Source organism: Bradyrhizobium sp. LMG 9283 (genome assembly GCF_045571415.1).
GTDB lineage: Bacteria > Pseudomonadota > Alphaproteobacteria > Rhizobiales > Xanthobacteraceae > Bradyrhizobium.
In genome coordinates this window covers 21,355-33,490 of sequence record NZ_CP120691.1, presented here as the reverse complement: position 1 = coordinate 33,490, position 12,136 = coordinate 21,355, and the positions used below count along the sequence as shown (strand labels likewise).

General features: G+C 64.8%; 9 protein-coding genes. 4 read left to right on the top strand and 5 right to left on the bottom strand.

All coding sequences use genetic code 11. The features are described from left to right. Positions 1-5: 5 nt before the first annotated feature. Entirely contained in the window at positions 6-1,538 is a 1,533-nt protein-coding gene (murJ, locus tag P6U29_RS00125; protein WP_407119571.1) for a murein biosynthesis integral membrane protein MurJ, read from the bottom strand. Positions 1,539-1,662: 124 nt separating this feature from the next. Between murJ and P6U29_RS00120 the strand changes: the two genes are divergently transcribed. Further along, the gene (locus P6U29_RS00120) at positions 1,663-2,664 is read left to right on the top strand and encodes an adenosine kinase (protein ID WP_407115782.1); all 1,002 of its coding nucleotides are present in this window, start codon (positions 1,663-1,665) and stop codon (positions 2,662-2,664) included. 270 nt (positions 2,665-2,934) lie between these two features. On the opposite strand, the gene P6U29_RS00115 is transcribed toward P6U29_RS00120, so the two are convergent. After that, positions 2,935-4,131, bottom strand: coding sequence for a serine hydrolase domain-containing protein (locus tag P6U29_RS00115; protein ID WP_407115781.1), 1,197 nt, complete (start codon positions 4,129-4,131; stop codon positions 2,935-2,937). A 349-nt stretch (positions 4,132-4,480) separates the two neighbouring features. Here P6U29_RS00115 and P6U29_RS00110 point away from each other — a divergent pair, with 349 nt between their 5' ends. Further along, entirely contained in the window at positions 4,481-4,801 is a 321-nt protein-coding gene (locus tag P6U29_RS00110; protein ID WP_122400121.1) for a hypothetical protein, read from the top strand. Between the two features lie 105 nt (positions 4,802-4,906). Beyond that, entirely contained in the window at positions 4,907-6,400 is a 1,494-nt protein-coding gene (locus P6U29_RS00105; RefSeq protein ID WP_407115780.1) for an NAD-dependent succinate-semialdehyde dehydrogenase, read from the top strand. A gap of 208 nt (positions 6,401-6,608) precedes the next feature. Here P6U29_RS00105 and P6U29_RS00100 read toward each other — a convergent pair whose 3' ends face one another. From P6U29_RS00100 to P6U29_RS00090, 3 genes are all read right to left on the bottom strand, one after another. After that, a complete protein-coding gene (locus P6U29_RS00100) occupies positions 6,609-8,825 on the bottom strand; it encodes a SulP family inorganic anion transporter (RefSeq protein ID WP_407119570.1) in 2,217 nt (738 codons plus the stop codon). A gap of 56 nt (positions 8,826-8,881) precedes the next feature. Then, entirely contained in the window at positions 8,882-9,796 is a 915-nt protein-coding gene (locus tag P6U29_RS00095; RefSeq protein ID WP_407115779.1) for a phosphoribosylaminoimidazolesuccinocarboxamide synthase, read from the bottom strand. Positions 9,797-9,873: 77 nt separating this feature from the next. After that, positions 9,874-10,791, bottom strand: a complete 918-nt coding sequence (locus P6U29_RS00090) for a pirin family protein (protein WP_407119569.1) — start codon at positions 10,789-10,791, stop codon at positions 9,874-9,876. Between the two features lie 192 nt (positions 10,792-10,983). Between P6U29_RS00090 and P6U29_RS00085 the strand changes: the two genes are divergently transcribed. Beyond that, a complete protein-coding gene (locus P6U29_RS00085) occupies positions 10,984-12,045 on the top strand; it encodes a helix-turn-helix domain-containing protein (RefSeq protein ID WP_407115778.1) in 1,062 nt (353 codons plus the stop codon). Positions 12,046-12,136 lie beyond the last annotated feature (91 nt).

The window sequence follows — 12,136 nt, the reverse complement described above, 5'->3', positions numbered from 1 at the left end:
GTGGTTCAGCTGGGTCGTTTCAGCGCGTTAACCGCCTCGCGCCAGGAGGCGGCACCGAGGATCTGCAGCAGCAGGCCGTAGACGGCAATTCCGGCCGCGATCTGCACACCCAGCACGACGAATTTGATCAAACCATGAGTCTCGGCCGGCACCAGTCCCGCGGTCAGCCAGAGCAGGGCGCCCATGGCGATCGCGGCCAGCACGATCCGCGGCAATCGCGTGCGGGCGCTGGCGTCGACCGAGAAGCCGAACTCGGCCCTACCTTTGTGCAGCAGCGAGAGCGCGCTGCTCCAGGCGCCGGCCGCGATGCTCGCCGCGATCCCGTTGGCCCCGAAGACATGGCCGAGCAGGATGGCCAGCACGACAGCGACCACGAAACCTATCGCGGTTGCGAGCAGCGGCGTCATCGTGTCGCTGCGGGCGTAGAAGGCCGGCGATAGCGCCTTGATCAGCACATGCGCCGGCAGGCCCAGCGCCAGCCACATCAACGCATGTGCGGTGGCCGCGCTGTCCTCCGCGCCGAACGCACCATGCTCGAACAACAGCCGCACGATCGGCTCGGCGAGCACGACCAGGCCGAGCGTCGCCGGCAGCGCCAGCCCGGCCGCAAGCTCCAGCGCGCGGGATTCGGCGTGGGCCACCGCGTCGCGATCGCCGCTGCTCACGGCGCGCGTCAGCTCCGGCACCAGCACGGTGCCCATGGCGACGCCGACAATGCCGAGCGGAAGCTCGATCAAGCGGTTGGCGAAATAGAGCCAGGACACCGCGGACGGCGTCGCGGACGCGATGATCGCACCGGCCACCATCAGCCATTGCGGCCCCGAGCTTGCGATCATGCCGGGGATCGCCTTGGCGAAGAAGCCACGCATCTCCTTGTCGAAACTGGCGCGCAGCGGCGTCGCAAGGCGCGCGCTTCGCTGCGACAGCAGCATCAGCAGCTGCAGCAGGCCGGCGATGCCGACGGTGGCCGCCAAGATCCACGCAGCGAAACTGGCGTCAGCATGCCGGACGAGCAGCACCGCGATCGCGGCGATCAGCGCGATATTGAACAGCAGCGGCGAGAACGCCGTCAGCGCGAAGCGGCCCTGCGCATTGAGCAGCCCCATCAGCACAGTGACGGGACCGGCGAAGGCGAGATAAGGCAGCATCAGCCGCGCGTTCTCAACCGCGCGATCGAGCGTGCCGCTGCCAAGGAATCCCGGCGCGATAACCGCGATGATCAGCGGCATCAGAAGCGCAATGACGATCGAGATCACGATCAGAGCCGCGCTGACCGTGCCGAGCACGCGTCCGGCGAACGCCGCTGCGGCCGCCGCCCCGTCGCGATCCCGGGCACGCAACCAGGCCGGGATCAGCGCCGCGTTCAGCGCGCCCTCGCTGAGCAGCCGGCGCACCACGTTGACGAGCTGAAACGCCGCCAGAAACGCGTCCGCCACGGCGCCGGTGCCGAGCAGCGCCGCGATCAGGGAATCGCGGGCAAAACCCAGCAGCCGCGAGGCCAATGTTCCCGTCGAGACGGTGAGAAAGGAGCGGATCATGCCCTCGAGAATACCGTTGCTTGCCCGCAAAGGCCCGGTCGTGATAGGCCGCGAGCTTGGATTTCAGGCCGACAGGAAGCGGATTTCCGTAAGGATCGCAATCCGGCAAACAGGATCAAGGTGAATGGCTGACGTGAAATATGACGTTCTCGGCATCGGCAACGCGCTGTTCGACGTGCTGGTTCGGACCGACGAGGCCTTTCTGGCGAAGCATGGCATGGCCAAGGGCAGCATGTCGCTGATCGACGAGGCGCGCGCGGCCGCTATCTACAAGGACATGGGTCCGGCGACCGAGGTCTCGGGCGGCTCGGCCGCCAACACCATCGTCGGCATCGGCAGCCTGGGGGCACGCGCCGCTTACGTCGGAAAGGTCAAGGACGACCAGATCGGTAAGCTTTACGTTCACGATATCCGCGCCGCCGGCGTTGCCTTCAACACGCCCGCCGCCAAGGACGGCCCCGCCACCGGCTGCTCCTACATCCTGGTCACCGGCGACGGCGAGCGCACCATGAACACCTATCTCGGCGCGGCGCAGGACCTGTCGCCCGCCGACATCGACCCGGCCGAGATCGCCGGCGCTGCAATCGTCTATCTCGAAGGCTATCTCTGGGACCCCAAGAACGCCAAGGACGCCTTCGTCAAGGCCGCCAAGATCGCACATGATGCCAAGCGCAAGGTGGCGCTGACGCTGTCGGATTCCTTCTGCGTCGACCGCTATCGCGACGAGTTTCTCTCGTTGATGCGCAATGGCACCGTCGACATCGTCTTCGCCAACGAGTCCGAGCTGCATTCGCTCTACATGACTTCGGATTTCGACACCGCGCTGAAGCAGCTGCGCGACGACGTCAATCTCGGCGTCGTCACCCGCAGCGAGAAGGGCTGCATGGTGGTGTCGTCGGAAGACGCCATCGCGGCTCCAGCGTTCCCGGTCGACAAGGTGGTCGACACCACCGGCGCCGGCGATCTCTTCGCTGCAGGCTTCCTGTACGGCCTGGCGCGCAATTTCGGCTACAAGCAGTGCGGCGAGCTCGGCGCGCTCGCGGCTGCCGAAGTGATCCAGCACATCGGCGCGCGTCCGCTCGTGTCGCTGAAGGAGCTCGCGCAGCAGCGCGGGCTGACGGGGTAGACCAAAGCTCCCTCCCGTCATTGCGAGCGAAGCGAAGCAATCCAGAATCTTCCCGTTGAGGCAGACTGGATTGCTTCGCTGCGCTCGCAATGACGATGTTGGATGCAGGCGCGGTCCTCACCGATCGTCGTCATGCCTGGGCATAGCCGGCCGAAGGACGGCGCGCTTCGCGCGCCTATGTCCCGGGCATCCACGTTCTAGTTCACGCGTGGTTTTCGTGGATGGCCGGGACAAGCCCGGCCATGACGCGTGTGGCGAGAACTTAGCCCCTCACGCCGCCTTCTGCCCGCTTCCAGCAGCATCCAGCCCGGTATAGACCCCGCGCTCGAATGCCGCGAACGCCTCCAAACACTTCGCGTCGACGAATGGCAACACCTGCATTAGGATCACGCCGGAAACATCGCGCGCCGGGTCGATCCAGAAATAGGTGTTGGCGAGACCAGCCCAGGCGAGGCTGCCGGCACTGCGGCCCTCCGGCGTTTTGGCGGTATTGATCAGGAAGGACAGCCCCCATTTCTTCACGATGTCAGGGAAGAGATCGACATCGTTGGTGTACATGGGTGCAACCGTCGTCATTTTGTCAACGGTGAGATCGCCGATGTGGTTCTGGCCCATCAGCGCGACCGTCTCGGGCTTCAGCACCTGGTTGCCGTTGCCTCGGCCCTTGTTCAGGATCATCTGGGTGAAATTGATGTAGTCGCCGGCCGTGCTGTAGAGGCCGCCGCCGCCCATGTGGAATTCCGGATTCTGTTCGATCTCGAACGGAATCGGCGCCAGCGATCCATCCTCGCCGCGTGCGTGCGTGGCGACCAGGCGCTGGCGCATGTCGTCGGTGATCTTGAAGGCGGTGTCGTTCATGCCGAGCGGTGTGAACATGTTATCGCGCAAGTAAGCATCGAGACGCTTGCCGCTCACGGCTTCCACCGCCTTACCGACGAAGTCGATGTTGATGCCATATTCCCAGCGCGTGCCCGGATCGGACATGATCGGCGTCTTCAGCGCAACGTTCTGGCAGGAGAAGATGTTCGGCGTTCCGGTCTTCTCCAGATATTGCGCGCAATCGCCGTTCCACACGTTGTAGGCAAAACCGGCAGTGTGGGTCATGAGATGGCGCAGCGTGATCGCGCCCTTCGCCGGCCGCAGTTTTGGTTCGCCATTGGCATCAAAGCCTTCGAGCACCTGCGGATTGGCGAGATCGGGCAACACATCGCCGATCGGCGCATCCAGCGACAGCTTGCCCTGCTCGACCAGCTGCATCGCGCCCGCTGATGTCACCGCCTTCGTCATCGACGCGATCCAGAACACGCTGTCGATTGTCATCGCATCAGGCTTGGACAGGTCGCGCTTGCCGAATGCGCCCTGATACAGCACATCGCTGCCGCTGGCGGCGATGGCGACGATGCCCGGAATCTCCTTGGTCTCGCTCTTCTGACGCAGAATCTCATCGATCTGTGCTTGGCTTTGCATGGGGTTTCCTCGGATTTGATTATTGTTGGAAGTGATCGATTGTCCTCCCGCATGCCCGGCGCGGCAAGCGCATCTATGGTCCTGCGCTAGTCGCGATGTCGTGACTTGACGGTCTTGATCTCACGCAGGACGACAACGGGGCAGAACGGTGACGCTCCCTCACAATCTGTGGTGGATTGCCGGAATTCGCTCTCACCTGAGACGGGCTGCAGGCGATATGTTTCGTGAGTTTTCGGACACCTGAAACATTTCGTGAGCTGCCGCGTTCAGCGCCCGGTCCGATCCATGGGCCGATTAAGACTTGATGCAAATGTTGCCGGCCGTGGATGGGCGGCGAGGGGGACCTCAGATGATTTCGACCTGGAGCGAATGGAAGCGCTATCCCCGTCCGGGACGCGGCGAGAACCTGGAGGCGCCGATTTCGCCCGGCATTTACGAGGTCCGCATTGCCGGCACCGGCGCACTCTATTCTTTCGGCGCCGTCGACAATCTGGCGCAGGCGCTGGCGCTGCTGCCGGTCGGCTCAAAATCCTGGTTCGGCCGTCGGGATACCTCTCACGTCCCTGATCTCGAATACCGGACGTGCGCGACGTCCACGAAGGCGGACGCCAAGGCCGCGGCCGAGCGCATGATCGGCCGCCGCGAGACCTATATCAGCGGCGCGGCCTGAGGCGGGCTTCAATTTAGTGGAAGGCTGATGTGCGTTGCGGGCGGTGCATTGCGCACCGTCTATCCCTATATTCCGGGCCGATCCGATCGCCTCAGGGAGAACGCCATGACCCCGACCGCCGCCGCCCGCACCACGCAAGCCACTGCCACCCTGCGTGACCGGTTGAAGGACCCATCGCTGCTGAAGGAGGCCTGTTACATCGACGGCGCCTGGGTCGGTACGCCGGTCTTTGCCGTCAACAATCCCGCCACCGGCGTCGAGCTCGCAAAGGTTCCGCAGCTTGGTGCTGACGATACCACCAAGGCGGTCGAAGCCGCCCAGCGTGCCTTTCCGGGCTGGGCCAAGCACACCGCCAAGCAGCGCTCCAACATCTTGCGCAAATGGTTCGAGCTGATCGTCGCCAACCGCGAGGATCTCGCGCTGATCCTCACCTCCGAGCAGGGCAAGCCGCTCTCCGAGGCGCTCGGCGAGGTCGATATCGGCGCCGCCTATATCGAGTTCTTCGCCGAGGAAGCTCGCCGCGTCTATGGCGAGACTATCCCGACGCAGCGGCCCGATGCGCGCCTGCTCGCGATCAAGCAGCCGATCGGCGTCTGCGGCGCGATCACGCCGTGGAATTTCCCGAACTCCATGATCACCCGAAAGGTCTCGCCGGCGCTGGCGGCAGGCTGCACCGTGGTGCTCAAGCCCGCCAACGAGACGCCGCTGTCGGCGCTGGCGCTCGCCGTGCTCGCCGAGAAGGCCGGCATCCCCAAGGGCGTGCTCAACATCATCACCGGTGACGCGCCGCCGATCGGCAAGGTGCTGTGCGAGCATCCGGCCGTTCGCTTCGTCGGCTTCACCGGCTCGACCGCCGTCGGCAAGATCCTCTATCAGCAGGCCTCGGTCGGCGTGAAGCGGCTCGGCCTCGAGCTCGGCGGCAACGCGCCGTTCATCGTGTTCGACGACGCCGACGTCGATGCCGCGGTCGAAGGCGCGATCGTCTCGAAGTATCGCAACATGGGCCAGACCTGCGTCTGCGCCAACCGCATCTACGCCCAGGACGGGATCTACGACGAGTTCGTGCAGAAACTGTCGAAGAAGGTCGCGGCGATGAAGATCGGCGACGGCACCGAGAGCGGCGTCACGCAAGGACCTCTGATCAACATGAAGGCGGTCGACAAGGTCGAACGTCACATCGCCGACGCCATCAAGCGCGGCGCCAAGGTCGTCACCGGCGGCAAGCGCAGCGAGCTCGGCCGCTCGTTCTTCGAGCCGACGGTGCTCGCCGACGTCAAGCCGGATTCGCTGGTGTCGCAGGAAGAAACCTTCGGCCCGCTCGCACCGGTGATCTGCTTCAAGGACGAGGCTGACGTCATCGCGATGTGCAACGCCTCGCCGTTCGGCCTCGCCTCCTACTTCTACTCCCGCGATCTCGGCCGCGTCTGGCGTGTCGCCGAAGCGCTGGAATCAGGCATGGTCGGCGTCAACACCGGCCTCATCACCACCGAGGTCGCGCCCTTCGGCGGTGTCAAGGAAAGCGGCCTGGGGCGCGAAGGGTCGCATCACGGCATGGACGAATATGTCGAGATCAAATACGTGATGATGGCGGGGGTGTGAGGCCTTCGCTTATCCCTCCACGTCATTGCGAGCGACCCGAAGCAATCCAGAGCCACGGAGGCAGCCGGGATTGCTTCGTCGCAAGAGCTCCTCGCAATGACGACGCTTGCTTCGTAGGGCAGTAGCCCGGATGGAGCGAAGCGTAATCCGGGGCCTCCGCCCCATGTGGTACATCCCGGATTGCGCTGCGCTCCCTCCAGGCTACGAACTACCGCCTCAGCACCGCGATCGTTCGGTTCGCAAATGTCAGCCGCTCGGCCATGACCGACACGAAGTACGTCAGCAGCTTGTGGCTCAGCGCGGGATCCTCGGCTTTGATCGCGTCGAACTGGTGCGTGTTGAGCACGTAGAGCACGCTGTCGACTTCGGCCTGGATGGTCGCGCTGCGCGGGGCGTGTGACACGAGGCCCATCTCGCCGATGGTGGTGTAACGGCCGAGGCTGCGCACGCGCGTCGTGCGGTCGTCCTCAGCGGGGACCATGATGCCGACGCGGCCATCGAGAATGAAGTGCATGGAATCGGCGGGGTCCCCGGCCTGCACGATGACCTCGCCGGCAGTGACCTCGATGCGCTGGCAGCGGCGGATCAGCGCGTCGGCGTCGTCCTCGCTGTCGAGAATCCCCGCGAACCAGTCGCGCAGGCTGGCTTCTTCCTGCGCCAGCCCCTGATGCTGCGAGATGATCTCGTTCTCGCACCATTCCAGCGCGTGATCGAGCTCGGGAACGATGGTGACGCCCTCGCCGATGAAATCGCTGGAGCGCAGCACCTTCTCGGCCGCGGCCGACAGATGCACCAGGATCAGCTCGACGCCGAGATCGGCGGCGCTGCGCTTGATCTGGGCAAAGCTGTAGGCGGCCGACGAGTCGACGCCGGTGACGAGCTTGAAGTCGAACAGCAGATAGCGGCACTCCGGGCGCTCCTGGAGCAGCCGCTTGACGTGCTGATAGAGTCGATTGGCGGAGCCGAAGAACAGGTAGCTCTGCAGGTTCAGACCCTGGATCTTGCCGCCATGGGCCTGAAGCACCTCCTGGTCGTCGCGCGAGCGATCGAGGGAGCTACGATACTCCGAGCCGTCGAAGCTGTATTTGATCGACTCGACCCGCGCGGCGCTGAACGCAAAGGTCGCGCAGCCGATGATCACGCCGATGAGGATGCCCGGGACGAAGCCCCAGACCACGATGATCGCGATGATGGCGATCAGCGAGAGATATTCCAGCTTCGAAAGCCGCTTGCGCGATTCGATGATCCATTTGTGCAGCTGGTCGGCGCCGAGATAGAGCAGCAGGCCGCCGAGCACGAATTTCGGGATGAAGCCGAGCAGCTCCGGCGCGATCGCGAGCATCAGCAGCGACATCGCCGCGACGGTGAGCCCGGACAGGCGGCCGCGGCCGCCGCTGCTGAAATTGAGCACCGAACGGCTGACTGAGATGCAGCCGGCATACCCGCCGAGCACGCCGGTCAGCATGTTGGCGGTGCCCGTGACGTTGAGCTCCCGCTCGAGATTGGCCTCGCGATGCACGGCCACCTCGATTCCCGTCGTGTTGAACAGCGTACTGGACGCGGTGACGAAGATGACGGCGACGAGATTGCCGAGCAGGTCCGGCACGGCGAACCAGGGGTAGTGGATCAGGCCGTCGGCGTGCCAAGGCACCATGAAGGCGGCCTGCGGCGGCGGCTGGAAGGTCCAGCCCAGGGCGCGGGCCTCGGCGAGCGGGAGGCCCGTGATCCAGAACGCCAGATGCGCCGTGAGCACGCCGCCGACCAGGATGACCGGCAGCCCGAACGGGCTGCGCGAGCGGTGCCAGGTCAGGTACAGCACCAGCGCCATGGCGCAGGCGGCGCCCAGCTCCGACAGCGCGATGCCGCTCGCGAGGCGCGTCAGCGTCGCGAACTGCACGGGATGATCGGTGATCACCCGGATCGCGCCCAAGACGATGAGAAGGCCGGTCGCGCCGAGGAAGCCGCCGACCACGGGATAGGGCACGTAGCGGATGGCGCGGCCCATCCGCGTCAGGCCCAATCCGCACAGCACGACGCCAGTCAGCACCGTCGACAGGCCGAGCGTGATCAGGACCGGCGAGAGCAGGGGCGCCGACGGATCGGCCGCCACGATCCGTTCGACCAGCGAGGCAGCCAGAATGCCCGTCACCGCGGCGGTCGAGCTGTCGGGCGCCGCAATCGCGAAGGGCAGGGAGCTGCCGAGCGCGATGACCGCCGCAAGCACCGCAGAGCTGATGAAGGTCGCCGCAATTCCGTAGGACAAATAGGGCGACAGGGGACCTGCGAAGATCAGCAGCGAATAGGACAGCCCGAAAGTGACGGTCAGGACGCTGGCGGCACTTCCGCCCAATATATCGTTCAGCGCACGCTTGACGGCCGGACTGAAACGATGAGCCGGATTGAAAATAATTGCTGGATCGGTCACGCCGCCGCGCTCGCCCCTGAAAAGTCCGTCGTAGACGACTACGGTCTTCACGCAACCTAAATCTTCAGCTCTTTCCCCGTCACGCGCCGATACGCTTCCAGATACCGCTTGCTGGTCGCCTCGACCACGCTCGCGGGCAGCGGCGGCGGGGGGGCGTCGCCGTTCCAGCGGCCGGCGCGGCGTTCGACGTCGAGATAGTCGCGCAAGGGCTGCTTGTCGAAGCTCGCCTGCGGCTGGCCGGGCTTGTAGGCATCGACCGCCCAGAATCGCGAGGAATCCGGGGTCATGACTTCGTCGATCAGGATGATGCGGCCGTCCTTGTCGCGGCCGAACTCGAACTTGGTGTCGGCGATGATGATGCCCTGCTCGCGGGCGAGTTCCTCGCCGAGCGTGTAGATCGCGCGCGTCATGCTCTCCAGCGTGTAGGCGACCTCGTCGCCGACCACCGAGCGCATCTCCGCGATCGTGATGTTCTCGTCATGGCCGCTCTCGGCCTTGGTTGCCGGGCTGAAGATCGCAGGCTTGAGCTTCTCGCTTTCGACCAGGTCCGCCTTCAGCTTCTCGCCCGCCAGCGTGCCGCTCGCGGCATATTCCTTCCAGGCGGAGCCCGAGAGATAGCCGCGGATCACGCACTCGATCGGGAACACGGTGGTCCGCTTGCACAGCATGGCGCGGCCGAGGATCTCGGCGCGATGCGGTCTCAACGCCGGCACGGCCGCAACGATCTCGTCGGTATCGGCGCTGATCATGTGATGCGGCACCACGCCCTCGAGCTCATTGAACCAGAACGCGCTGATTTGCGTCAGCACCGCGCCCTTCATCGGGATGGTCTCGCCCATGACGACGTCGAAGGCGCTGATGCGGTCGGTGGTGACGAGCAACAGGCGGTCGTCGTCGACGGCGTAAATATCGCGCACCTTGCCGCGTCCGATCTTGGGCAGGGGCAGGTCGCTGGAGAGCATGGTGGTCATCGGCAAAGCTTTCGCAGGCAGGCCTTCAGGCAAGAATTCCGGCCGCCCCGGATGGCACGGCCGGAAACCGGGATAGCCTATTCCGGCAGCGGAATGAACTCATGTTCCTGCGGAACTGCGGCGAAGCGGCCGGTTTTCCAGTCCTGCTTGGCCTGCTCGATCCGCTCCTTGCTGGAGGAGACGAAATTCCACCAGATGTGGCGCGGGCCCTCCAGCGCATCGCCGCCGAGAAACATCATCCGTGTCGCCTTGAGCGTCTTCACGGTGATGCGATCGCCGGGACGGAAGATCAGGAGCCGCGGCCCCTCGTAACGTTCGTTCGCGATCTCGACCTCGCCGTCAACCAGGTAGATCGCGCGCTCCTCATGATCGGGGTCGAGCGGCACGCTCGCGCCGGCGACGGCTGTGACCTCGGTATAGAACCAGGGCGAGACCATCGTGACCGGCGAGGTGATGCCGAACGAGGATCCCGCGATCACCCGCGCGGTGAAATCGCGCTCGGAGATCATCGGCAGGTCGCCCGCCGCATAATGCTGGAACGACGGCGCGATCTCTTCCGATCCGGCCGGCAGTGCGATCCAGCTTTGCAGGCCCAGCATCTTCTGGCCCGAGGCGCGCTGCGCGTCCGGCGTGCGCTCGGAATGGGCGATGCCGCGCCCGGCGGTCATGAGGTTCATCGCGCCGGGCTGGATCTCCTGGACGTTGCCTTCGCTGTCGCGATGCATGATCGCGCCGTCGAACAGATAGGTGACGGTGGCAAGCCCGATATGCGGATGCGGCCGCACGTCCATGCCTTTGCCGGAGACGAACTGGACGGGGCCGAAATGGTCGAAAAAGATGAACGGCCCGACCATCTGCCGCCTGCCGTGCGGCAGCGCGCGCCGTACCGCGAATCCATCACCGAGGTCGCGCGTGCGCGGCACGATGACGAGATCGAGCGCATCGCAGGACTTGGGATCGCCGAGCACTGGATCGTTGGAGGGCTGCCAGCTCATGGTGGGCTCCTTCTGCATTTTAGCGATCCTAATGGTAGCAGGATTTTGTAGTGTCGTCGCGAAGGCCGGCTACATACTCCGCTGTCATCGCCGGCCAAGGCGCGCTAACGCTCGCATGCGGATGGTCCTTGAAAAAGCCGGCTCAACAAACGATGTTCGGTTGATTTCAACCGCGACCGATCGCATCGCCCGATGACCCTTGCCGCAACCGAACTTGCCTTTCGTGCCGCCAGCGTCGCGCTGCTGCTGGTGCTGGCGGCGTCATTGTTGCACGACTACCGCAACGTGCTGGCAGCCCGCCTCGGCGTAGCCTTTGCGCTGGGCTCGGCCGCGCATGCGGTGAGCTATTCGGTGGATGTCACGTCGCCGATCCCGCTCTGGCATGCACCGCTGATCGCATTGTCGACCGGCGACATCGTGGTGTTCTGGCTGTTCGCACGCTCCCTGTTCGACGATGAATTTTGCCTGCGCTGGTGGCACGGATTGATCTGGGCGCTGGTGACGGCCTTCAGCTTCGCAGGCTGCGTCTGGATTGCACCCAGCGGCCATGTGCGGTTCTCGGTGACGGTGGTCAATCTGATCGTGCTCGGTTTCATCGCGCTTGCGGTCGGGCAGACGATCGCCTCCTGGCCGGCCGACCTGGTCGAGCGCCGCCGCCGCGCTCGTGTCTTCGTCGTCTGCGCAACCGCGCTCTATGGCGGGCTGAACGCGGTGCTGCAGATCGCGGTCGCCGGCCACCACGTCAGCGACGGCGCCGAAACCATCAATGCCGGCGTGCTCGCCTGCACCGTCGCGGCGATCGTCTATGCCATGATGCGCGTTGATGGCGCCGATCTGTTTCCGGCCGTGGCGGAGCCCGCACCGCCTGACGTTTTCACTCGGCCTGCGGCCGATGACGCCGCCGATCGAAAACTCATCGACGCTTTAATGAGGCTGATGGCGGACGAGCGGATCTACCGCCAGGAGAACATCACCATCGGCGTGCTGGCGGGCCGGCTGAAAATTCCGGAATACCGGCTGCGCCGGTTGATCAACCAGCGGCTCGGCTATCGCAATTTCAATGTGTTCCTGAACAATCACCGCATCGAGGAAGCCAAGGCCGCGCTGGCGGATCCCGCCCAGGTCGAGGTTCCCGTCATCACCATCGCGATGGATTCCGGCTTCCAGTCGCTGGGTCCGTTCAACCGAGCCTTCAAGGCGGTGACGGGCGTGACGCCGACGGAGTACCGACGGCTCAAGGCCGATGCAGCCTAGGTGTTAGATCTTTGAAATCACGTGAGAATTCCGAAATCGACTAGTCCCGATCAGTTTCGACGAGGTCGTTTTTCAAATCCGGCAAGCGCGT